The organism is Salipiger sp. PrR007 (assembly GCF_010499845.1).
Classification (GTDB): domain Bacteria; phylum Pseudomonadota; class Alphaproteobacteria; order Rhodobacterales; family Rhodobacteraceae; genus Salipiger; species Salipiger pacificus_A.
In genome coordinates, this window is sequence record NZ_JAAGOZ010000008.1 from 114663 (window position 1) to 136937 (window position 22275).

24 protein-coding genes are annotated in these 22275 nt (G+C 67.9%); 13 read left to right on the top strand and 11 right to left on the bottom strand.

Annotation, left to right across the window (positions count from 1 at the left end):
• Positions 1-11 precede the first annotated feature (11 nt).
• Positions 12-680, bottom strand: coding sequence for a phosphoribosylformylglycinamidine synthase subunit PurQ (purQ, locus tag G0Q01_RS01365; RefSeq protein WP_108965846.1), 669 nt, complete (start codon positions 678-680; stop codon positions 12-14).
• A 48-nt stretch (positions 681-728) separates the two neighbouring features.
• Positions 729-1766 carry a zinc-binding dehydrogenase gene (locus tag G0Q01_RS01370; protein WP_164196914.1) on the bottom strand — a complete coding sequence of 346 codons (1038 nt, stop codon included), beginning with the start codon at positions 1764-1766 and terminating at the stop codon, positions 729-731.
• Between the two features lie 278 nt (positions 1767-2044).
• On the opposite strand from G0Q01_RS01370, the gene metA reads away from it, so the two are divergent.
• The 5 genes from metA to G0Q01_RS01395 all read left to right on the top strand — a co-directional run bounded on the left by metA (position 2045) and on the right by G0Q01_RS01395 (position 6438).
• Positions 2045-3004, top strand: a complete 960-nt coding sequence (gene metA, locus G0Q01_RS01375) for a homoserine O-succinyltransferase (protein ID WP_108965851.1) — start codon at positions 2045-2047, stop codon at positions 3002-3004.
• A gap of 3 nt (positions 3005-3007) precedes the next feature.
• On the top strand, positions 3008-3952 hold the full coding sequence (locus tag G0Q01_RS01380; RefSeq protein WP_164196913.1) for an alpha/beta fold hydrolase: 945 nt from the start codon (positions 3008-3010) through the stop codon (positions 3950-3952).
• 54 nt (positions 3953-4006) lie between these two features.
• Positions 4007-4876: a polyphosphate kinase 2 gene (ppk2, locus tag G0Q01_RS01385; protein WP_164196912.1), complete on the top strand. Its 870-nt coding sequence runs from the start codon at positions 4007-4009 to the stop codon at positions 4874-4876.
• Entirely contained in the window at positions 4869-5486 is a 618-nt protein-coding gene (locus tag G0Q01_RS01390) for a TetR/AcrR family transcriptional regulator (RefSeq protein ID WP_108965857.1), read from the top strand. The genes ppk2 and G0Q01_RS01390 overlap by 8 nt, the downstream gene beginning before the upstream one ends.
• 88 nt (positions 5487-5574) lie before the next feature.
• Positions 5575-6438 carry a sulfotransferase family protein gene (locus G0Q01_RS01395; protein WP_164212946.1) on the top strand — a complete coding sequence of 288 codons (864 nt, stop codon included), beginning with the start codon at positions 5575-5577 and terminating at the stop codon, positions 6436-6438.
• Here the strand turns inward: G0Q01_RS01395 and G0Q01_RS01400 are convergent.
• From G0Q01_RS01400 to G0Q01_RS01415, 4 genes are all read right to left on the bottom strand, one after another.
• Positions 6425-7459 (bottom strand): glycosyltransferase family 2 protein, encoded by a 1035-nt coding sequence (locus tag G0Q01_RS01400; RefSeq protein WP_164196910.1) that lies wholly within the window; start codon positions 7457-7459, stop codon positions 6425-6427. The genes G0Q01_RS01395 and G0Q01_RS01400 overlap by 14 nt on opposite strands.
• 155 nt (positions 7460-7614) lie before the next feature.
• On the bottom strand, positions 7615-8103 hold the full coding sequence (gene rpsI / locus G0Q01_RS01405; RefSeq protein ID WP_095883698.1) for a 30S ribosomal protein S9: 489 nt from the start codon (positions 8101-8103) through the stop codon (positions 7615-7617).
• A 2-nt stretch (positions 8104-8105) separates the two neighbouring features.
• On the bottom strand, positions 8106-8564 hold the full coding sequence (gene rplM, locus G0Q01_RS01410) for a 50S ribosomal protein L13 (RefSeq protein WP_108965864.1): 459 nt from the start codon (positions 8562-8564) through the stop codon (positions 8106-8108).
• A 190-nt stretch (positions 8565-8754) separates the two neighbouring features.
• Positions 8755-10182, bottom strand: coding sequence for a PLP-dependent aminotransferase family protein (locus G0Q01_RS01415; RefSeq protein WP_164196909.1), 1428 nt, complete (start codon positions 10180-10182; stop codon positions 8755-8757).
• 70 nt (positions 10183-10252) lie between these two features.
• Between G0Q01_RS01415 and G0Q01_RS01420 the strand changes: the two genes are divergently transcribed.
• The gene (locus tag G0Q01_RS01420; RefSeq protein WP_108965868.1) at positions 10253-10480 is read left to right on the top strand and encodes a DUF1127 domain-containing protein; all 228 of its coding nucleotides are present in this window, start codon (positions 10253-10255) and stop codon (positions 10478-10480) included.
• A gap of 195 nt (positions 10481-10675) precedes the next feature.
• On the opposite strand, the gene aroB is transcribed toward G0Q01_RS01420, so the two are convergent.
• On the bottom strand, positions 10676-11806 hold the full coding sequence (gene aroB, locus G0Q01_RS01425; RefSeq protein ID WP_235939438.1) for a 3-dehydroquinate synthase: 1131 nt from the start codon (positions 11804-11806) through the stop codon (positions 10676-10678).
• The gene (locus G0Q01_RS01430) at positions 11806-12375 is read right to left on the bottom strand and encodes a shikimate kinase (RefSeq protein ID WP_108965870.1); all 570 of its coding nucleotides are present in this window, start codon (positions 12373-12375) and stop codon (positions 11806-11808) included. Before G0Q01_RS01430 ends, aroB begins: the two co-directional genes overlap by 1 nt.
• 94 nt (positions 12376-12469) lie before the next feature.
• Here G0Q01_RS01430 and G0Q01_RS26530 point away from each other — a divergent pair, with 94 nt between their 5' ends.
• From G0Q01_RS26530 to G0Q01_RS01440, 3 genes are read left to right on the top strand one after another with little or no spacing between them, the layout of a single operon-like run.
• Complete coding sequence (locus G0Q01_RS26530; protein WP_176476714.1) at positions 12470-12619, top strand: hypothetical protein; 150 nt, start codon at positions 12470-12472, stop codon at positions 12617-12619.
• The gene (locus tag G0Q01_RS01435) at positions 12609-14192 is read left to right on the top strand and encodes a hypothetical protein (protein ID WP_164196908.1); all 1584 of its coding nucleotides are present in this window, start codon (positions 12609-12611) and stop codon (positions 14190-14192) included. Before G0Q01_RS26530 ends, G0Q01_RS01435 begins: the two co-directional genes overlap by 11 nt.
• Positions 14189-15115 carry a site-specific tyrosine recombinase XerD gene (locus G0Q01_RS01440; protein WP_164196907.1) on the top strand — a complete coding sequence of 309 codons (927 nt, stop codon included), beginning with the start codon at positions 14189-14191 and terminating at the stop codon, positions 15113-15115. The genes G0Q01_RS01435 and G0Q01_RS01440 overlap by 4 nt, the downstream gene beginning before the upstream one ends.
• 117 nt (positions 15116-15232) lie before the next feature.
• Here G0Q01_RS01440 and pyrH read toward each other — a convergent pair whose 3' ends face one another.
• Positions 15233-15958, bottom strand: coding sequence for a UMP kinase (pyrH, locus tag G0Q01_RS01445; protein WP_095883193.1), 726 nt, complete (start codon positions 15956-15958; stop codon positions 15233-15235).
• 97 nt (positions 15959-16055) lie between these two features.
• On the opposite strand from pyrH, the gene miaA reads away from it, so the two are divergent.
• From miaA to G0Q01_RS01460, 3 genes are all read left to right on the top strand, one after another.
• Positions 16056-16949 (top strand): tRNA (adenosine(37)-N6)-dimethylallyltransferase MiaA, encoded by an 894-nt coding sequence (gene miaA, locus G0Q01_RS01450; protein ID WP_370457301.1) that lies wholly within the window; start codon positions 16056-16058, stop codon positions 16947-16949.
• A gap of 141 nt (positions 16950-17090) precedes the next feature.
• A complete protein-coding gene (locus tag G0Q01_RS01455) occupies positions 17091-18761 on the top strand; it encodes an ABC transporter substrate-binding protein (protein WP_164196905.1) in 1671 nt (556 codons plus the stop codon).
• 112 nt (positions 18762-18873) lie between these two features.
• Positions 18874-19473 carry a glutathione S-transferase family protein gene (locus G0Q01_RS01460; RefSeq protein WP_164196904.1) on the top strand — a complete coding sequence of 200 codons (600 nt, stop codon included), beginning with the start codon at positions 18874-18876 and terminating at the stop codon, positions 19471-19473.
• Between the two features lie 4 nt (positions 19474-19477).
• Here G0Q01_RS01460 and G0Q01_RS01465 read toward each other — a convergent pair whose 3' ends face one another.
• The gene (locus tag G0Q01_RS01465; RefSeq protein ID WP_164196903.1) at positions 19478-20644 is read right to left on the bottom strand and encodes a cytochrome-c peroxidase; all 1167 of its coding nucleotides are present in this window, start codon (positions 20642-20644) and stop codon (positions 19478-19480) included.
• Between the two features lie 179 nt (positions 20645-20823).
• Positions 20824-21444: a lytic transglycosylase domain-containing protein gene (locus G0Q01_RS01470; protein ID WP_164196902.1), complete on the bottom strand. Its 621-nt coding sequence runs from the start codon at positions 21442-21444 to the stop codon at positions 20824-20826.
• A gap of 278 nt (positions 21445-21722) precedes the next feature.
• On the opposite strand from G0Q01_RS01470, the gene ssb reads away from it, so the two are divergent.
• Positions 21723-22253 carry a single-stranded DNA-binding protein gene (gene ssb, locus G0Q01_RS01475; RefSeq protein ID WP_164196901.1) on the top strand — a complete coding sequence of 177 codons (531 nt, stop codon included), beginning with the start codon at positions 21723-21725 and terminating at the stop codon, positions 22251-22253.
• The last annotated feature ends 22 nt before the right edge of the window (positions 22254-22275 follow it).

Consider the following 22275-nt stretch of genomic DNA (forward strand, 5'->3'; position numbering starts at 1 on the left):
AGCGGTGCCGGTCAAGCCTCGGCGAGCGCCGCCGTCAGATTGGCGAAAAGGCGCGCACCGTCCTCGTTGCCCTGCGACGGATCGCAGGCCCGCTCGGGGTGCGGCATCATGCCGAGAACACGGCGGTTTTCCGAAAGGATGCCGGCGATGTCGCGGTCCGCGCCATTGGGGTTGTCGGTGTAGCGGAAGGCCACGCGGCCCTCGCCCTCGAGCATGTCCAGCGTCGCAGCGTCGGCGGTGTAATTGCCGTCGTGATGCGCGATCGGGATGCCGATCTTCTCGCCCATCTCGTAGCCGCGAGTGAAGACGGACTGGCTCTCGGCCACCTCGAGCCCCACCGTGCGGCAGATGTACTTGAGGTTCGCGTTGCGCAGCAGCGCCCCCGGCAGCAGCCCGGTCTCGGTGAGGATCTGGAAGCCGTTGCAGACGCCGAAGACGTAGCCGCCGCGCTCGGCATGGGCCTTCACGCCCTGGCAGATCGGCGAGTTGGCGGCGATGGCACCGCAGCGCAGGTAATCGCCATAGGAGAAGCCGCCCGGCAGGCCGACGATGTCGACGCCCGCGGGCAGCGTGGTGTCCTTGTGCCAGACCATCTCGACCTCGAGCCCGGCCTGTTCGAAGGCCATCTTCAGATCACGATCGCAGTTCGATCCGGGGAAGACGATGACGGCGGCTTTCATGGGCACTCTCCTGAACGGCCTTGCGACGCGCTGCGGCGCCGCCCCGCCTCAGCGGGTGAAATCGGTGATCACGGCCACGCCCGGAGGCGTCGGCCCATTGAACGCCGCCAGCTCCGCCCCGGCCTGGCTGAGGGGAATCTCGCGCGCGATGAGAGGGCTCATATCCACCTTTCCCCGCGTGATCAATCCAAGCAGCGACGGATAGCGGTGCGAGGGCATCCCGCGCGTGCCGTAAAGCGCGAGATTGGCCATGTAGACGGCGTTCATGTCCACCTCCTGCACGGCGTGATGCCCGACCGGCATGCCGACCTGCACGTGTCGCCCGAGCGGCCGCAGGCAGCGGATCGAGGCGTTGACCGTCTGCGGAATACCCAGCGCCTCGACGCTGACATGGGCCCCGCCGCCGGTGATCTCCTTGATGCGCGCCGCGGCATCCTCCTCGGCGGCGTTCACCGCCGCGTCCATGCCGAGCGAGAGCGCGTGCTCGAGCTTTTCGGGCACCACGTCGACGACCACCACATGCGCGCCCAGAGCCCGGCCGAGGATCGCCGCGGAAAGCCCGATGCCGCCCGTGCCGTGCACCGCCAGCCACTCGCCGCCCTGCAGCGCCGCGCGCCCGGTGAGCGCGTGCCAGGCGGTGGTCACCCGGCAGCCGAGACCCGCCGCCAAAGTCGGCGACATGCCCTTGGGCAGCCGGGCGAGGTTGAAATCGCGCGGCACGGCGACGTATTCGGCAAAGGCGCCCGGCTCGATGAAGCCCGGGAGGCGCTGGTCGAAGCAGGTATGCTGCTGCCCCTCGCGGCACTGCGGGCAGGTGCCGCAGGCGAGGATGAAGGGCGCAACCAGCTTGTCGCCCACCTGCCATTGCGAGCCCGGCCCGGCCTCGACCACCTCGCCGCAATACTCGTGGCCCTGAATCTGTCCCGGCTTGACCCGAGGATGCTCGCCCGACCAGCCGTGCCAGTCCGAGCGGCAGACCCCGCAGGCCAGCACCTTCAGCACCACCCCGTCGTCGGGACAGGCGGGCATCTCCACCTCCTCGATCGACAAATCGGCGTTGTATTCTCTCAGGACGGCGGCGCGCATGAATGATCTCCTCCAGAATCTGGGATCACAGAACGACAGGCCACGGCAAAACACAAGCCCCGCGCGGGCGGGGAATCCCGGCCTGCCTGCGTCGGGATATTTGGGCCCCGAAGACACCCCGCGCCCTTATCCTAGAGGAGAGACTTCCGCGGCAGCGCGGGTAGCGGACTGGCGCGTCGCCCTTCCTTCCGCCCCCTCTCCTGCGCCATCCCGGCGTGCCTCTTGAGCAATGGCCACTGCAGGGATACATCTACGCAACTGACAAGAGGACGATTTCCATGCCCATCAAGCTGCCCGAAGACCTTCCCGCCTACGACGTGCTCTCGCGCGAGGGCGTGATGGTCATGTCCGAGGACAGCGCCTCTCGGCAGGATATCCGCCCCTTGCGCATCGCGCTGCTCAATCTCATGCCCAAGAAGATCCAGACCGAGAACCAGTTCGCGCGCCTCATCGGGGCGACGCCGCTGCAGATCGAGCTGTCGCTGATCCGCATGACCGAGCACCAGACCAAGAACACCGCCGCCGAGCACATGGAGGCCTTTTACCGGCCCTTCTCCGAGGTCGAGGCCAGCGGCGAGAAATTCGACGGGCTGATCATCACCGGCGCGCCGATCGAGCATCTGGAGTTCTCCGAGGTCACCTACTGGGACGAGCTCCGCAGGGTCTTCGACTGGAGCCAGACCCATGTGCACGCCACTTTCGGCGTCTGCTGGGGCGGCATGGCGATGATCAACTATTTCCACGGGGTGAAGAAGCACAGCCTGGATCACAAGGCCTTCGGCTGCGTGCGCCACCAGAACCTCGCCCCCGCCTCGCCCTTCCTGCGCGGCTTCTCGGACGACATGGTGATGCCGGTGTCGCGCTGGACCGAAATGCGCCGGGACGAGATCGAGGCCGCCGGCCTGCCTGTGCTGATCGACTCTCCCGAAACCGGCCCGGCGCTGGTCGAGGACAAGGCGCACCGCGCGCTCTACATCTTCAACCACCTCGAGTACGACAGCACCACGCTGAAGGACGAGTACGACCGCGACGTCGAGGCCGGCAAGCCGATCAACGTGCCGGCGAACTACTACCCGAACGACGATCCCAGCAAGAAGCCGCAAAACCGCTGGCGCAGCCACGCGCATCTGCTTTTCACCAACTGGATCTCGGAGATCTACATGACCACCCCCTTCGACCTCTCCCGCATCGGCAGCGAGTCCACCGACTGGCGTGCCGCGGCGAAGGTCGGGGCCTGAGCCATGTGGCAGGCGCTGCTTCCCGTTGTCGCGCTGCTGCTGGCAGGCTGCGGGCTGACCAGCAGCAAGGCCGTCAGGGAAGAGGCCGCCGCCGAAGCCGCCTTCCCGCCAGAGGGCCGTTTCCTGCAGGTGGATGGCCGCCGCGTGCACTACGTCGAGGCGGGCTCCGGCCCTGCACTGGTGCTGATCCATGGTGCCAGCGGCAACCTGCGCGACTGGACCTTCGACGCCGTCTCGCGGCTGAGCCCCGATTACCGAGTCATCGCATTCGACCGCCCGGGGCTCGGCTATACCGAGGCCGAGGCGGATGGTGACAGCATTTTCGAGCAGGCCGCGCTGCTCTCTGCCGCGGCCACGCAGCTCGGCGCGACGCGCCCCATCGTGCTCGGCCAGTCCTACGGCGGCGCAGTGGCGCTGGCCTGGGCGGCGAACCACCCCGAGCGGGTCTCGGCGCTGGTGCTGCTGGGCGCCGCCTCGCAACCCTGGGAGGGCGGGCTGCCGTTCTTCTACAAGCTGACCGCCGGGCCGCTCGCGCCGCTGGCCAATCCCGCCATCGCCGCCTTCGCCCCGGATGACAGGGTGCAGGAGGCGATCACCGAGGTCTTCGCGCCCAACCCGGTGCCCGCGGGCTATGCCGCCCATATCGGCGCACCGCTGACGCTCCGACGCGAGAGCCTCGACGCCAACGCCCGCCAGCGCGCCAGCCTCAAGGCCGAGATCCGCGCGCTCGCGCCCCGCTACCCGGCGCTCGATCTGCCGGTCGAACTGATCCATGGCGAGGCCGACACCACCGTGGGGCTGCAGATCCACTCGGTGCCCACGGCGGCGCAGATCCCCGGCGCCAACCTCGTCACCCTGCCCCGCGTCGGCCATATGCCGCAGCACGTCAGCCCGGCGCAGATGGATGCCGCCATCGCCCGGGCCGCCGCGCGCGCGGGTTTGCGCTAGACGCGCCGAAGCGTCATATTGAGCGTGAGATTTCAACACGAAGGACCCAAGCCCGTGTCCAAGCCCTTCGACGGCGCGATCAGCGCCTATTTCGAGAAGAAGGCCCCCAAGGAAATCCGCGAGGCCATCCGCCGCGCCGACAAGGATGACATCCTCTCGGCCAGCTACCCCTACTCCGAGGAGATGAAGGGCAAGGCCTACGACAAGCAGATGGCGGCGCTGCAGATCGAGCTTATGAAGCTGCAGCGCCACGTCAAAGAAAGCGGCGAGCGCGTCGCCATCCTCTTCGAAGGGCGCGACGCCGCCGGCAAGGGCGGCACGATCAAGCGCTTTCGCGAGAACCTCAACCCGCGCGGCGCGCGGGTCGTGGCGCTCGGCAAGCCCTCGGACACCGAGGCGACGCAATGGTACCTGCAGCGCTACATCGACCACCTGCCCTCTGGGGGCGAGATCGTCTTCTTCGACCGCAGCTGGTACAACCGCGGCGTGGTGGAAAAGGTCTTCGGCTTCTGCACCGAGGCGCAGCGCGAGCATTTCTTTGCCCAGGTGCCGGACTTCGAGAAGATGCTGGTCGAGGAGGGCATCAAGCTCTTCAAGTTTTGGCTCAACGTCGGCCGCGCCGAGCAGCTGCGGCGCTTCCTCGCGCGGGAAAAGGACCCGCTGAAGCAGTGGAAGCTCTCGTCGATCGATGTGGAGGGGCTGAAGCTCTGGGACGAGTACGGCGCGGCGATTCAGGAAACCCTGTCGCGCAGCCATACCGCCGCCGCCCCTTGGACGGTGATCCGCTCGGACGACAAGAAGCGCGCCCGGATCGAAGCGATCCGCCACGTGCTCACCGATCTCGACTACGACAGCAAGGACGAGCGCAACGTCGGCGCGCCCGATCCCAAGATCGCCGGAGGTCCCGAAGTCTGGGATGGCTAAACGCGGCTACCACCACGGCAATCTCCGTCAGGCGCTGGTCGAGGCGGCGCTTGAACTGATCGAGGAAAAGGGCCCCACGGGCTTTACCCTCTCGGAGGCGGCGAAACGCGCCGGGGTCACCCCGGCCGCGGTCTACCGGCATTTCTCGGGGCGCGAGGATCTGATCGCCGAGGCGGCGCGGCAGGGCTACGAGATCTTCGGCGATCTCATGCAGTTCGCCTACGACAGCGGCCAGCCCTCGGCGCTCGCGGCCTTCGAGGCCACGGGCCGCGCCTACCTCGCCTTCGCCCGCCGCTATCCGGGCCACTACATCGCGATGTTCGAAAGCGGCGTGTCGGTGAACCATTCGCCCGAGCTTGCCAGCGCCTCGCGCCATGCCCGCGGCGTGCTCGAGAAAGCCGCCTCGGACCTCTCCCAGCACATCCCTCCGGAAAAGCGGCCACCCGCCGCGATGTTCTCGGCCCATATCTGGGCAATGAGCCACGGCGTCGTGGAGCTCTTCGCGCGCAACTCGCCCGGCACGCAGTCGCCCTTCCCCGCCGACGAACTGCTGGAAAGCGGCATCGGCATTTACCTGCGCGGCCTCGGCCTCATCCCGCCCGACGCCTGAGCATATTTCGAGCCAGAAACATCCGGGGGATCCGCGCTGTGCGCGGTAGGGGCAGCGCCGCCTCTCATCCCGCCTCAAGGACCGCGACATGACCCAAAAGACCTTTTACCTCGGCCTCGGCGGCCAGAAATGCGGCTCGACCTGGATCCAGGCTTACCTGAACCGGCAAGAGGGCAGCGACTTCGGCCGGCTCGGCGAGTACCAGGTCTGGGAGCCCCAGCTTGGCGGCGTCTTCGCCCGCTACAAGGTGCCCACGCCGCCGCTGAAGGAGCGGCTGCGGGCGCGGCTCAAGACCGCCGTGGGCGCCGACGAGCCGGCGCAGCATCTGCGCTGGCGGCTGCAGTCCGACCCCGAGGCGTATTTCGACTATTTTGCCGGGCTGCTGGCGCGTCCCGGCATCGTCTGCACCGGCGACATCACCCCCTCCTACGCCGCGCTGCCGCCCGAAAGGCTGGCGCGCATCCGCGAGGGGTTCGCCGAACGCGGCATCGCAGTGAAGGCAATCTTCTCGATGCGCGATCCGGTGGACCGGCTGCGCTCACACATGCGCATGGAAATGGCCAAGGACCGGCTTTCGGCGGAAGAGACCAACGCCGCACCGCTGCGGGCCTTCTATGCCACCGAAGAGGCCGAGGCCCGCAGCCGCTACGACCGCACGATCGCCGCGATCGAGCAGGTCTTCGCCCCCGAGGATCGCTTCCTGTGCCTCTTCGAGGATCTCTTTACCCCCGAGGGGATCGCCGCGCTGTCGGATTTCGCGCAGGTCCCGTCCGATCCATCGCAGGGCGGACAAGCGGTCAACGCGCGGGCCAAGGGCTCGGGCAGCCTCCCCGAGGATCTTCTGGCCGAGATCGCGGCGCATTACCGGCCTGCCTACGAGGCCGCGGCCGAGCGCCTGCCGCGGGTACGCGCGCTCTGGCCTTCGGCCCCCTACGCGCTCACCAGCGCATGAGGCCAAGCTCGACGAGCTGCTCCGGCCCCTCGTAGCGCACGGAATTCTCGTCGAGAAAGCCGTCCTCCACCCCGTCCATCTTCTCCAGAAGCTCGGCGTAGTAGCGATACTTGGCGGCGCCATTGGCATGTGCCCCCCAGGAGATTGCCCGCTCGATCTTTGCCGCGAATTCTGACGTATAGACAAAATGTGCCAGCGTCAGCAGGACGGTCTGCGAGGGCGGCTGGTTGGCGTTGTGGGTGTCGATCATGCCGCTGTGCTTGCTGCGCAGGACCATCGGGGTCTTGTGCCGGGCAGCCTTCTGGAAGCTCTGCGCCTTGCGCACCCGCGAGGGCATGTAGATGCGGTGCCAGCCGCGCCGCTCGACTTTCGGCTTGACCGAGTAGCGCTCGAACAACCGGGCGGTCTTGCTCTCGCCGACCAACTCCGCGCCCTGCGGCGACAGCTCCACCAGGCGCTCCGCCTGGAAATAGGGATAGGCCTCGAGCAGCCCGGCGAAGCTCTGCGGCAAAGGCCCCGCGAGCCCGCCCACCGAAGCCGGAAAGAACTCCACCACCGAGGCCACCGCCGCGGCCGCGCCCTCGGCCTTCAGCCGCGCGGCGATCTCCTGCAGCGAGCTCACCCCCGGAGGCAGGAAGAGGAACTCGTCGGCGTCGACATAGGTGACATAGCCGCCGTCCATCCACAGGTGCGGCAGGGCGATCTTGTAGAAGGTGCCGGCGCGCTGCATCCGCGGCGCCGCCCCCTCGAGCTGGATTTCGATCTCGTCGCCATAGGGCAGCCACATGCTCACGACGCAGCAGTCGGGCTGCGCCTCGAGCCACGCGTGCGTGCCGTCGTCGGAGCGGTCGTCGATGATCAGGAACTGCTCGGCCCCGATGCTGCGGTAATAGTCGAAGAACGCCGGGCAGAGGGCCATCTCGTTGCGGACGATCGAGAAGATCGTCAGCTTGTCCGGATCGACCGGGCGCGAGACGCTCTCCACCAGCTCGGCCACGCGATCGATTGTGTATGGCACCATGTCGAGCCCCCTCTTGCCGAGATCATCCGCAGCGCGCCGGCCCGCGGTGAGCGGCCCGCCTGCGCATCCGGGTCAGCCCAGTCCTAACGCCTGCCCCGCAAAAGCAAAAGGCCGCTCCGGAGAGCGGCCTTCGCAAAATCGTATCGAGACGCGGATCAGCGCTTCGAGAACTGGAAGCTGCGGCGTGCCTTGCGCTTACCGAACTTCTTACGCTCGACGACGCGGCTGTCGCGGGTCAGGAAGCCTGCGGCTTTCAGAGCGCTGCGCAGCGACGGATCGTAGAGCTGCAGGGCTTTCGAGATGCCGTGCTTGACTGCACCGGCCTGACCCGAGAGACCGCCGCCCTTGACGGTGGCGTAGACGTCGAACTGGTCTTCGACACCTGCGATGGTGAAGGGCTGGCGCAGGATCATCTGCAGCACGGGGCGGGCGAAGTACTTCGACTGCTCCTTGCCGTTCACCACGACCTTGCCGGAGCCCGGCTTGATCCAGACGCGGGCAACCGCGTCCTTCCGCTTGCCGGTCGCATAGGAACGGCCAAGCTCGTCACGGACGGGCTCGCGCGGGGTTTCAACGACTGCGGGTGCAGCTTCGATGCCGGCTGCGGCGCCGAGCTCTTCCAGGGAGTTGATCTGTTCGGCCATGATTACACCCGGGTGTTTTTCTTGTTCATCGACTTGACGTCCAGCACTTCAGGCGATTGCGCCTCGTGCGGGTGCGCCGCGCCTGCGTAGATGCGCAGGTTGGTCAGTTGCTTGCGCGACAGGCGGTTGCCCGGGAGCATACGCTTGACGGCCTGGAACACGACGCGCTCGGGGTGTGCACCCTCGAGGATCTGGGCCTTGGTGCGGGACTTGATGCCGCCCGGGTGGCCGGTGTGCCAGTAGAAGTTCTCTTCACGCTTCTTGCCGGTCATCTGCACCTTGTCGGCGTTGATGACGATGACATTGTCGCCCATGTCCATGTGCGGGGTGAAGGTTGCCATGTGCTTGCCGCGCAGACGCATGGCGATGATCGAGGCGAGACGGCCGAGAACGACGCCTTCCGCGTCGATCACGATCCACTTCTTCTCGATGTCTGCAGGAGTCGCAGAGAAGGTTTTCATCGTGGGTGCCCTTGAGCTGTTCAAATGGGGCCCGCCTGGGGGGCCCGAATTCCGATGGGCGGGTTATAAGCACGCCCGCGGCACAGTCAAGCACCATGGTTTTGCATTTATTTATTAATTTCAATCACTTGCAAAAACGGTATCATAATACCCCAAAGAATTCGACGCCGCGCCGGCCTCCCGCCCCGTTTCACACGAGGATTTGCTCCGGCGGATCGTCCAGCAATCGCCGCAGCCGCAGAATCGCCTGCTCGAATTCCGCCAGCGGCACCTGCCCGTTCATCCCGATGCGCACCGCATGCGGGGCAAAGGCATCGCGCAGGGCAAAATCTTCCGCCGCCCGCACCTGCACCCCCTTGGCCTCGGCCGCCATGCAAAAGGCGGCCGCCCGCCAGCCCGGCGGCAACCGCAGCCAGACAAAGGGCGCCTCCTCGCTCCAGCGCAGCTCATGGCCGCCGAGGATGTTGACGGTGCTGCGCACGTAGAGCGCGTTGCGCTCGCGCACCGCGCGGACGATCTGCCGGGTCTCCTGTCGCGACAGCAGATCGGCCACGAGGTCCGCAAGCGGCAGCGCGAGCCCGAAGAACCCGTATTCCGCCGCCCGCCGCAGGTCGGCGCGCCGGGCGCGCGGGGCGATCGCAAACCCCACCCGCAGCCCCGGCGTCAGCGTCTTGGAGATCGACGAGACGAACCAGCCCAGCTCGGGCAGCATCGCCCGGTAGGTCTCGCAGCGCGCCTGGCCGAGAAAGGTGCTGTCATCCTCAAGGATGTGCAGACCGCAGCCGCGCGCCACGTCGGCGATCTCGCGCCGCCGCTCGGGCGGGGTGACGATGGTGGTGGGGTTGTGCAGCGCCGGCGAGGTGCACAGCAGCTGCGCCTCATGCCTGCGCGCCAGGTCGCGCAGCGCATCGGGGCGGATGCCCTTCTCGTCCATCGGCACCGGCACCGGCTCGGCACGCAGCAGTTCGGCGGCGCGGCGGAACCCCGGATAGCAAAGCTCCTCGACAAGCACGACCGGCCGGCGCCCGCGCAGCACCGCCTGCATCACCAGCGAAATGCCGTTCTGCGCGCCGTGGCTGAGCACCAGGTCCTCGTGGTGAACCTGTCCCAGCGGCACATCCGACAGCCAGTCCAGCGCCACCTGCCGGGCCGGGGCGAAGGCGCGGCTGGTGGGGTAGTCCATCAGCCCCGGAGCCGGGCGCGCTGCGATACGCGCCAGGGCCTCACGCACCAGCCCTACCTGCCCGAGATCGGGAATGCGCCCGGTGAAAAGGCTCACCATACGGTCGCCGTTCTCGGCAACCTCGCGCGGACCGCTCTCGATCAGCAGCGGCGCGGCGCTCTCGGCCTCGCCGCGCACAAATGTGCCGCGGCCGACCTCGGCCAGCAGCGCATTCTCGTCGGTGAGGATTGTATAGGCCCGCGCCACCGTGCCGGGGGTCATGCCAAGGCGCCATCCCAGCTCGCGCACCGGCGGCAGCCGTGTCCCCGGCGGCAGTTTCCCCTGCGTGATGCCATCCCGCAAAGCGCTTGCGAGTACACGATATTTCGGGCCCGATGCCTGTTTCTCGAACAGATCGAAAATTGTATCGGTAACAATGTTTTGCTCGACGGTCATTTTTCCACAATGTATCAATTGGAGCATGAGATCAACATAATTGTACCGATACAAAACTGGAGACACACCGATGGCAGCCGCCGCACACGCCCCGCTCATTGCCTATCTCGACGCGCAGAAACCGCTGCCGCCGTTTGCAGCACTGGCGCTCCGCGTGGCGGTGGTTACCGCGCAGTGGTCGGAGCGTCGCCGCACACGCCGTGCGCTGATAGACCTCGACGACCACCTGCTGCGCGACGTCGGGCTCGAACGGCACGTCGCCCTGAGGGAGGCGCGTCGCAAGTTCTGGCAGGGCTGATCCCCGGACCTGACGGAACCTCTTCCCCTGGGCGCGAGGCATTCCCTCGCGCCTTTTTTATGCGCGCCCGGCGAGCGCCGCACTTACGGCGCTGCCGGACATGCGTATTTTCAGAAAGAAGAAGCCCGGAGGTCATCGCGAACCTCCGGGCTTCTTCTCTTTTTCAGGTACACCTCAGGGGCAGCAATGTGCCGCTCAGTGCCCGGCCAGGGCCTCGCGCAGCAGCGCCAGAACCGTCTCGCCCGGCACGTCGGCGGTGACAAAGGCGCGGCCGATGCCGCGGGCCAGGACAAAGCGGATGGCGCCGTCGAGCACCTTCTTGTCCTGCCCCATCAGATCGTAGAGCACTTCGGCCGAAGGCAGATCGCCGGGGATGTCCGACAGGTCGCGCTTCATACCCATCTCGGCGAGATGCGCGCGCAGCCGCGACGGATCCTCCTGCGGGCAGAGCCCGAGCCGCGCCGAGAGCTCGAAAGCCAGCGCGCAGCCGATCGCCACGCCCTCGCCGTGCAGCAGCCGGTCCGAATAGCCGGTCGCCGCCTCGAGCGCGTGGCAGAAGGTGTGCCCGAGGTTGAGCAGCGCCCGGTCGCCCTGCTCGGTCTCGTCGCGCACCACGATCTCGGCCTTCATCTCCACCGAGCGGGTCACCGCATGTTCCAGCGCCGCAGGGCGGCGGGCCAGCAGATCCTCGGCGCCCGCCTCGAGCCAGGTGAAGAACGTCGCGTCGCCGAGCAGGCCGTATTTGACCACTTCGCCGTAGCCCGCGAGAAAGTCGCGCGGCGTCAGCGTCTGCAGCACATCGATGTCCGCCAGCACCAGCGAGGGCTGGTGGAAGGCGCCGATGAGGTTCTTGCCCGCGGGCGAGTTGATCCCGGTTTTGCCACCGACCGAGCTGTCGACCTGCGCCAGCAAGGAGGTCGGGATCTGCGCGAAGCGCACGCCGCGGCGCAGGATGGCGGCGGCAAACCCCACGAGATCCCCAATGACCCCACCGCCGAGCGCCACCACGATGTCGCGCCGCTCGACCTTCTGCGCCAGCAGCCACTCGGTGACCCGCTCGAGCTGGGCCCAGCATTTGGTCGCCTCGCCCGGGGGCAGAAGCAGCGCCTCGCAGCTGATCCCAGCGGCGGCGAGCCCCGCCTTCAGCGCCGGCAGATGCGCCGCGGCAACGGTCTCGTCGCTGACCACGACGATCCGCTTGCGGGTGCCCAGCAGCGGCGCGATCTCTGACCCGGCGCGCCCCAGCAGCCCGCTGCCGATGCGCACATCATAGGCCCGCGCCCCCAGATCCACATGCACGGTCCCCGCCTGCATCGCCTCGTTCATCAGCTTTCCTCCAGCACGTCCGGGCGTGTCTTCAACGTCTCGATCACCTTGCGGGCCATGGCATCGATCGACAGGCCCTGCTCCGATTTCACCGCAAGATCCGCCAGCGCGTAAACCGGCACGCGCCGGTCGTAGATCTCGCTCAGGGTGGCCAGCGGATCGGGGGTACGCAGCAGCGGCCGGGTGTCCTTGTGGCGCACCCGCCCCCAGAGCACCTTGAGGTCGGCATCGAGCCAGACGGCAACGCCCTTCTCGGTGATCATGCTGCGGTTGCCCTCGGCCATATAGGCACCGCCCCCGGTCGAAAGCACCGCCGGGCGGGCGTCGAGCAGCCGCTCGATCACCTGGGATTCCTTGCGCCGGAAGAAGGCCTCGCCGTCGCGGGCGAAGATCTCGGCGATGGTCATGTTGGCCGCCTTCTCGATCTCGGCATCCGAATCGCGAAACGGCACATTCAGGGCAGAAGCCAAGGCCCGGCCGACCGCCGATTTCCCCGCCCCCATCATGCCCACAAGCACAACTGTCTTTTTCAACTTCGGGTTCAATCCCCTTGTTTCTCGGCCTTGCATCGCCAATTCTGCCTCCTGAGGCCGTGAATGACGTGTCACTGCCAAAAAGGCTAGGTATAAGTGACAAAAAACATGAGGCAGGACTACTGAGCATATGGGACGACTGTTCAAACCCCTTCTGATCCTTCTTCTCCTCGCGGCAATCGCGCTGGTGGCCTACGCCTATGTCGGGCCCTATTTCGGCGCGGACTTCTCGCCGCCACAAACGGAGATCCGCCAGCCCGTGGAGCTTGATGCGAACTAGGTTCCTCCTTTGCACGCTCGCTCTGGGCGTGCCGACGGCCCTCGCCGCCGAGGCCCCGCTTGCCGCCATCGACTGGCTCAAGCGCGACCCGGGGATGAGCGCGGCCCTGCCCCTGCCCGATCCCCGGCCGCAGGGCGGACGGGCCGTGCCGCACGCCGAGCGCCCGCGCCGCGACGAGCCCCCCGTGGCCGCCTCGGGCGGCACGCCCGACGTCGAGAGCGCGCCGCTCGAGGCCCCCAGCGCCGAGTCGGCGGGGCTCCTGTCGAGCGCGCTGACCGGGCTGCCGCGGACGCTCTGGTCGGGCTCCGACGCAGCCCAGCTCGCCGCGCTCATCGCGCAGACGGAACCCGCGGTGCCCGCGCTCTCGGCGCAGCTTCTGACGCTGCTGCTGGCCGAGGCGGATGCGCCCGCGGGCAATGGCTCGCTGCTGGTGGCGCGGATCGACCGGCTGATGGAGGAAGGCGCGGTCGATGCCGCGCTGGCGCTGGTCGAGCAGGCCGGCGGCAGTTCCAACCCCGAGATCTTCGCCCGCTGGCTCGACCTGTCGCTGCTCGCGGGCAACGACGACGAGGCCTGCCGCACCCTGGCGCGCAAGCCCTATCTCACCATGGACATCGCCACCCGCATCTACTGCGACGCGCGGATCGGCAACTGGGAACATGCGGTCACCGTTTACGGCTCTGCCGGGGCGCTGGGGCAGATCGGCGCGCGCGATGCAGAGCTGCTGGCGCGCTTCCTCGACCCCGAACTGGTCGATGCCTCCGAACCGCTCAACCCGCCAGCGCGGCCGACGCCGCTGGAATTTCACCTCTTCGAGGCCGTGGGCGAAGCGCTGCCCACCCAGCCGCTTCCGCGCATGTTCGCCGCCGCGGACCTGTCGGGCAACAGCGGCTGGCGGGCACAGATCCTCGCCGCAGAACGCCTTGCGCGGCGCGGCACGCTTTCCGAGAACCGCCTGCTGGGCATCTATACCGACCGCGAGCCCGCTGCCTCGGGCGGGGTCTGGGACCGCGTCGCGGCGGTGCAGGATCTCGAGGCCGCGCTGAACGCCGGGCGCGGCGATCTGATCGGCCCCGCCCTGCTCGCCGCCTGGCCGCAGATGCGCAGCGCCGGGCTGCTGGTGCCCTTCTCCGAGCTTTACGCGGCGCGGCTGCAGGGGCTCGACCTCGATCCGCGCGCCGCGGCGCTGGCGCAACGCGCCGCGCTGCTGTCGCCGGACTACGAGGAGGCTGCCCGCCGCCTGCCTGCGCGCAGCGGGCTGATCCGCGCGGTGCACGCCGTGGCGCAAGGCGAGATGCCCGACACCGTCCCCCTCGCCCCCGCCGCCCAGGCCATTGTCGAGGCCTGGCGCCCGGATGCCGAGGTGCCGCCGGAGCTGGCCAGCCTGCTGCGTGACGGCAAGTTGGGCGAGGCGATCCTGCGGGCCATCGCGCTTTTCCAGTCCGGTGCCGAAGGCAACCACGCCGATCTCACCGGTGCGCTGGCGACGCTGCGCCGGGTGGGGCTCGAGGACACGGCGCGCCGCGCCGCCATCCAGCAGATCCTGCTTTCGGACGAAGGCGCACCGCTGTGAGCGCCGCCAACTGGGTTTCGGCCTTCCTCGAGGCGCAGGCCGCCGAGCGCGGCGCCGCGGACAACACGCAGGCCGCCTACGCCCGCGATCTCGCGTCCTTCACCGGCTGGCTGGCGGCGCGCAAGCGCGACCTTGCCAGCGCACAGCGCGGCGACGTCGAGGACTACCTGGTCGCCTGCGAAGCCGAGGGGCTTGCGGTCTCGACCCGCGCGCGTCGGCTCTCGGCGATCAAACAGCTCTACCGCTTCGCCTTCGAAGAGGGGCTGAGGGCCGACAACCCGGCAGTGCAGATCGCCGGTCCGGGCCGCCCCAAACGCCTGCCCAAAACGCTCTCGACCGAAGAGGTCGACCGGCTGCTCGAGGCCGCCGAGTCTCATGGCCGCAGCGCCGACGACCGGATGCGCAACACCTGCCTGATGCAACTGCTCTATGCCACCGGCATGCGGGTGAGCGAGCTGGTCACGCTGCCGCTCTCGGCGGCACGGGGCGATCCGCGCATGCTGCTGATCCGTGGCAAGGGCGGCAAGGAGCGCATGGTGCCGCTCTCGCCGCCGGCGCGCGTGGCGCTGGCCGAGTGGCTGAACCGGCGCGATGCGCAGGAAACGCTCAAGAAGACCGAGGGCAAGCCCGCCTCGAGCTTCCTCTTCCCGTCGCGCGGCAAGGCCGGGCATCTGACCCGCCATGCCTTCTACATCATGATCAAGGATATTGCCGTGGCGGCGGGCGTCTCGCCGGCCAAGGTCACCCCGCACACGCTGCGCCACGCCTTCGCGACGCATCTTCTGGCCAATGGCGCCGATCTGCGCGCCATCCAGACCTTCCTCGGTCATGCCGATGTGGCGACCACCGAGATCTATACCCATGTTCTCGAAGAGCGTCTGCGCGAGCTTGTGCTCGACCATCACCCGCTCGCCCGGGACTGACGCCGCCGCAGCGCGCTTCGCCATGTCTCTACGATAGGAGCCCGCCGCGCCCTTGCTTCCAGGCGGGAATATCCCGGGTGTGCGGGGGCCGAGCCCCCGCTTGCCGAACCTCTGGGATCAGGCGTGCACCTCGGTGTAGGTGCCTTCGCCAGCCAAGATGCCCCGGAAGCCGCCCGGCTCGTTCAGCGAGAAGACGATCAGCGGCATCTTGTTGTCGCGCGCCAGCGCGATGGCCGAGGCGTCCATCACCTTGAGGTTGTCGCGCAGCACATCGTCGTAGGAGATGCGGTCATAGCGCTTGGCCTCGGGGTTGGTCTTGGGATCGCAGTCGTAGATGCCGTCGACGTTCTTGCCCATGAAGATCGCCTCGCAGGCCATTTCGTTGGCGCGCAGCGACGAGGCGGTGTCGGTGGTGAAATAGGGGTTGCCGGTGCCCGCGGCAAAGATGCAGACCCGCTTCTTTTCGAGGTGGCGCACGGCCCGGCGGCGGATGTAGGGCTCGGCCACCTCGTCCATGCGGATCGCCGAGATCACCCGGGTGAAGACGCCCAGTTCCTCGAGCGCCGACTGCATGGCGAGCGCGTTCATCACCGTTGCCAGCATGCCCATGTAGTCGGCGGTGGTGCGCTCCATGCCCTGCGCCGAGCCGGCGAGGCCGCGGAAGATGTTGCCGCCACCGATCACCATGCAGATTTCGACACCCATGTCGTGCACCGACTTCACTTCGCGCGCGATGCGCTCGACGGTCGGCGGGTGCAGACCGTAGCCCTGGTCGCCCATGAGCGCCTCACCCGAGATTTTCAGCATCACACGCTTGAAGGTGGTTTGGGGCTGCTCGGTCATGTTGCGCTCCGTCTGTGCACGATCCAAATTGCGGCTATATGTGACCGAAAACATCCGCGCCTGCAATGCTGAGCGCCCCCGCAAGAAAGGATCGCCGGTGGCTGATCTGGTGAAACAATATGCGCCCGATCCGAGCCTTCCGGTGCTGATCGCGGGGCCCACCGCCAGCGGCAAGTCCGCGCTGGCGCTTGAAATCGCCGAATCTGCGGGGGGCGTCATAATCAATGCCGACGCGATCCAGGTCTTCGACGACTGGCGCGTGCTGACCGCTCGTCCCCCGGTAGAAGATGAGGCGCGAGTGCCGCACCTGCTCTATGGTCACGTGCCGGGCAGTCATGCCTATTCGGTGGGCGACTGGCTGCGCGATCTGCAACCGCTCCTTGGCGGGGCGCGGCCGATTATCGTCGGCGGCACGGGGCTTTACTTCTCGGCGCTGACCGAGGGCTTGGCGGCGATTCCCGAGACCCCGTCCGAGGTCCGCGCCCGCGCCATGGCCCGGCTGGAGGCCGGGGAGCTGCAGGCCATGGTTGCAGAGCTTGATCCCGAGAGCCGCGACCGCATCGATTGCCACAACCCGATGCGGGTGCAGCGCGCTTGGGAGGTGCTGACCGCCACCGGGCGCGGAATCGCGGCCTGGCAGGCCGAGACGCCGCCACCGCTGCTGCCGCTGGCGCAGGTTCAGCCGATCCTTTTCGACGTGCCGAAGGATTGGCTGAACGCGCGCATCGCGCGGCGCTTCCGGCTGATGGTCGAGGGCGGCGCCCTCGACGAGGCCCGGGCCAACCAGGAGAGCTGGCACCCCGCCCTTCCCTCGGCCAAGGCCATCGGCGCGGCCGAACTGATCGGGCACCTGCGGGGCGAGCTGAGCTTGGACGAGGCGGTGGAGCGCGGCGCGATCCTCACCCGGCAATTCGCCAAGCGCCAGCGCACCTGGTTCCGCGCACGGATGAAGGACTGGCCACGCCACTGCCCCGCGGAGGCGCTGGCATGACACCGCGACGCAGCGGCGGACCGGCCTGCCGGAACCTCGGGTTTCACTGCGCAGCGATCGCGTTAGTCGATTGACGTAGCGTTGCAATTGATGCGCAATGGGCGGGCAGATGACCGCAGAACGAGCGAAGGGGAAACGCAGATGAGCCGAGGCCGCAACGCGCAGTGCATCCACCCCGCGGTGCGGCAGGAGCTTTGCGATTTCCGGCAGGGCCTCGTGACGCGAAGAGAGTTTCTCACCCGGGCAACGGCGCTCGGCACCTCGGCCGTGATCGCGCGCGGCATGGTCGGCATGGCCGCCGCTGAAGAGACCCCCTCCGAGGCACCGCCGGGCAGTACGCTGCGCATCCAGATGGAGGTGCGCCCGCTCAAGGATCCGCGCACCTACGACTGGTCCGAAATCGCCAATATCTCGCGCGGGTGGCTCGAATACCTCGTCGAATATAACCGCGATGGCAGCCTTCGCGGCATGCTGCTCGAGAGCTGGGAGGCCAGCGAGGACGCCGCGCAGTACCTGCTGCATGTCCGCCCCGGCGTGACCTGGACCACCGGCGAGCCCTTCACCTCGGGCGACGTGGCGCGGCTCATGGGCTATTGGTGCGACCGCAGCGTCGAGGGCAACTCGATGGCCGGGCGGCTTGCCGCCCTTGGCGATCCGCAGACCGAGCGGCTGGCCGAAGGCGCGGTGGAAGTCCTCGACGATCTGACCCTGCGCCTCAACCTCGCCTATCCGGACGTGGCGATCATGGCGGGCCTGTCGGACTATCCCGCCGCCTGCGTCCACGCGCGGCACGATCCGGCGACCATGCTCACCGACCCCATCGGCACCGGCCCCTACCTGCCCGAGGAGCTGGTCCCCACCCAGCGCGCCGTGCTGGTGCGTAACAAGGCCCATGCCTGGTGGGGGACCGAGGCCGACGGCTGGGGCGGCGCCACGCTCGAGCGGATCGAGTTCCTCGACTATGGCACCGATCCGGCCTCTTGGCTCGCCGCGGCCGAAAGCGGCGAGATCGACATGCTCTACGAGAACGTCGGCACCTTCATCGAAGTGGCGGATCTTCTGGGCTGGCAGCGCTCCGAGGTGGTCACCGGCGCGACAGTGGTGCTGCGCGGCAACCAGCAGGCGCTGGTGGACGGCCGCGCTGCCTATGCCGACAAGCGCATGCGCAAGGCGCTCCAGCTTGCCATCGCCAACGATATCGCGCTGGAACTCGGACACGCCGGGCTTGGCACTGTGGCCGAGAACCACCACGTCGCGCCGATCCATCCAGATTATGCCGAGGTCGGCCCCACCGAGTACGACCCCGCCCTCGCCCTGCCGCTGGCGCAGGAGGCGGGCTTCGGCGATCTCGAGCACGAGCTGGTCACGCTCGACGACGGCTTCACCCGGCGCACCGGTGACGCCTGCGCCGCCATGCTGCGCGACGCAGGGTTCAAGGTGAGCCGCAAGGTGCTGCCCGGTTCGGCCTTCTGGCAGGAGTGGAAGGACTACCCGCTGTCGATCACCGAGTGGAACCACCGTCCCCTGGGCATCCAGGTGCTGGCGCTGGCCTACCGCAGCGGCGAAGCCTGGAACGAGACCGGATACGCCGATGCCGAATTCGACGCCATGGTGGCCGAGGCGCTGACCATCGCCGATGCCGAGGCCCGCAAGGAGATCATGGCCCGCATCGAGCGCAAGCTGCAGCAGGACGCGGTGATCGTGCAGCCGTTCTGGCGCTCGCTCTACCGCCACGTCCGGCCCGGCGTGCTCGGGGCCGAGATGCATCCCTCGTTCGAAATCCACCTCTACAAGCTCGCGCTGGAGGTCTGAAGCTCGGCGGAGGGTTGCCAAGCGCCGCTGCCAAAGATGACAGCCGCGCGCTTCTCCGGCAGGCTACCGCCCGGAGGCAAGGCCGCATTTCAGCCCCTGGGAGGACACCTGCATGCTGACGCTCTACCATGCGCCGCGCTCGCGCTCGACGCGCATTGTTCAATTGATCCGCGACATGAGCATCGAAGAGGATGTCGACCTCCGGATCGTGCAGATCCCGCGCCAGGACGGTTCGGGCGGGCGCGACCCCGACAATCCCCACCCCGAGGGCAAGGTGCCGACGCTGGTGCACGACGGTGCGCTCATCCGCGAGAGCAACGCGGTGATGCTCTATCTGACCGACCTCTATCCCGAGAGCCCCATGGGCCGCCCCGTCGGCCACCCGTCGCGCGGCGCCTACCTGTCCTGGTTGGCCTGGTACGGCAATGTCTTCGAGCCGGTCTACGTGCTGCAGGTCGCCGGGGTCTCGCATCCGATCACCCAGGTCACCTTCCGCGACGTGCCCGAGGCGGTGGCGCGGCTCTCGGAGGCCTTGGCCGAAAAGGACTGGCTGGTGGACGACCAGATCAGTGCGGCGGATCTTCTGGTGGCCTCGACCTATGGCTGGTTCCACGACCTCGTCCCCGACGATCCACGCATCAAGGACTGGGTCGCGCGCTGCCTGTCCCGCCCGGCCGTGACCTCGGTCATCGAAGAGGAGATGGCGCGCTGAGGGGTCAGTCCTCGAGCAGGTCCTCGTAGCGCGCGTCGGTCAGCGTCTTGAGGAAGGCCACCAGCGCATCCACGCGCTTGTCGTCGAGCGCGGGCCCGTCGGTCAGCTCGGGCGCAAGGTTCTCTGCGACCTCGGGGGGACCGAAGGGCGCGCCGGTCTCGGGGTTGATCTTCCGCGCTTCGTTGCGGGTGTTGTAGCTGTTGTAGAAGAGGATCACCGTCCGCAAATCCTCGAAGACCCCGTTGTGCATATAGGGCGCGGTGACCGCGACGTTGCGCAGCGTCGGCGTGCGGAAGGCGCCCCGCAGGGTCTCGTCCGCCGGGCCGCCATCTTCGGTCAGATGCGCGTTCTGCAGCAGCCCGCCGTCGATGAAGCCGTCCTCGGAGCCGTTCGACCCCCGCAGCGCGCTGTTCGCCGGAACGCCAAGGTTGTGGAAGCGGTAATCCGAGAAGGTCTCGGCAGGGTCCACAGCGCTGCGCCGAAGCTGGTGGCACTGGTTGCAGTTGGTGAACTGCTGCGAGAAGAACAGCAGCCGTCCGAGCTCTTCCTGCTTAGTCAGTTCGGCCTCGCCGCGCAGGAAGCGGTCGTATTTGGAATCGAAAGGCGCGAACTCGGGCCGCCGCTCGAATTCGGCGATGGCGTGGGTCATGGCGGCATAGCCCGCCTCGGGATCGTCCAGCGTGCCGGGACCGAAGAGCGCGCCGAAGGCGGCCACGTAGTCCGGGTTCTCGCGCAGGCGTGCCACCACCTCGGACTTGTCCCCCATGCCCATCTCGGCGGGGTTGAGCGGCGGGCCGCCCGCCTGCTCCTCCAGCGTCACCGCGCGCCCGTCGTGGAAGAGACCGCCGCGCCAGCGGCCGTCCTCGTCACGCGCCAGTTCGGGCACATGCGCGGCATAGCTCACCGTGGGCGCATTGCGGTCGCCGAGCGAGGCGCCATCATCGCCGATGGAGGCGGCGCCGCGCGGGTCGGCAAAGGCATAGGCCGGATCGTGGCACGTGGCGCAGCTCTGCGAGCGAGTCTTCGACAGGTTCGCGTCGAAGAAGAGCGCCTCGCCGAGCGCATCCATGCTGTCGAACCCGGACGAGGCCGCGGACACGCAGGCCAAACCCAGCCCGCCCACACCAAGCGCAAGAACGGTGGCGGACGCAAGAATGGCGGCATGACGCATAAGGAACTCTCCTGTGGACCTGTCAGCGGGGCTCGGCGGTGTCGATCCGACCAGTCTGGCCCTGCGCCGAGCGCAGTTCCATGATCGGGATCAAATCCCTAGCCTTTATGTCAGGCATATCAGGCAAAGGCCTCCCTGCGTCAAGGGAGGCGGAGGTCACCGGGGCCTGCCGGATAGGGTTACCGGCCCCAGATCACCTTCACGTAGTTCATCGTCTCGCGGTACGGCGGGATGCCCCCATGCTTCTCGACGGCGCCCGGCCCGGCATTGTAGGCCGCCAGCGCCAGCTGCCAGGAGCCGAACTTGCGGTATTGCTGGATCAGGTAGCGCGCCCCGCCCTCGAGGTTCTGGGCCGGGTCATGCGGATCGACCCCGAGCTTGCGCGCGGTGAACGGCATGAGCTGCGCGAGGCCGATGGCCCCTTTGTGCGACAGCGCCTTCGGATTGAATCCGGATTCCTGCTGGACGAGGCGCAGGAAGAGGTCCTCGGGCACGCCGTGCCGCCGCGCCGCCTGTCGGGCGAGATCGGCGTAGGGGCCACGATAGCTGCCCCGATAGCTCGGCACCGCGCCCTCGTTGCCGCCCATGGGGCCCCATTTCGTCGGGGTCACCACACGGCTCGGCTGCAGTCGCACCGAGCTGTTGTATTGCTGAGACGCGCGCCCATCGAGCACGTTGGTCTGCTTGGAGAAGAGCCGTACCCGGCTCTTGGATGAAAGCACCTCTGCCGAGACCGAAGTCCCCGACAACACCAGAGCACACACCACTCCGGCCAGCGCCCGCGTTGCGTAATTGCGCATCACGTCCCTGTCCCGCTTCACTGTTCCCTTGTCGCCCGACTATACAGATAAATTGACCCTAGGCCAGCTTGCCGGACACCCTCCTACCGGCGGATTTCCGCGCGACATTGAGCGCTTGGGCACATCGGGCCCGTGGTGTAGACCTGTGCAAACACTCCGCCTGCGGGGATTCGCAGACGTGCGAAAATCCCTGTCAGGCACAGGAAATCGCGCCGTCTGGGCAACAGGCGGCGACCAGACAAACGACCAGACGAAACGACCAAGAATAAGGGGATGACATGGCCGGCTCCGTGAACAAGGTGATCCTGGTAGGCAATCTCGGTGCGGACCCCGAGGTGCGCACCTTCCAGAACGGCGGCAAGGTCTGCAACCTGCGCATCGCCACCTCAGAGAACTGGAAAGACCGCAACACCGGCGAGCGCCGCGAGCGCACCGAGTGGCATTCGGTCGCGATCTTCAGCGAGCCGCTTGCGCGGATCGCCGAGCAGTACCTTCGCAAGGGCTCCAAGGTCTATATCGAGGGCAAGCTCGAGACCCGCAAGTGGCAGGACCAGTCCGGCCAGGACCGCTACACCACCGAGATCGTGCTGCGCCCCTTCGGCGGCGAGCTGACCTTGCTCGACAGCCGCCAGGGTGGCGGCGGCGGTGACTTCGGCGGCGGCTCGGGTGGCAGCTACGGCGGTGGCTCGGGCGGCGGTGGCTATGGCGGCGGCAACGAGGGCGGCTACGGCGGCGGTTCGGGCGGCGGCTACGGCGGCGGCGCGGGGGGTGGCGGCTCGCGCGACATCGACGACGAGATCCCGTTCTGAGGCGTGTTTCCCACGGATGCGA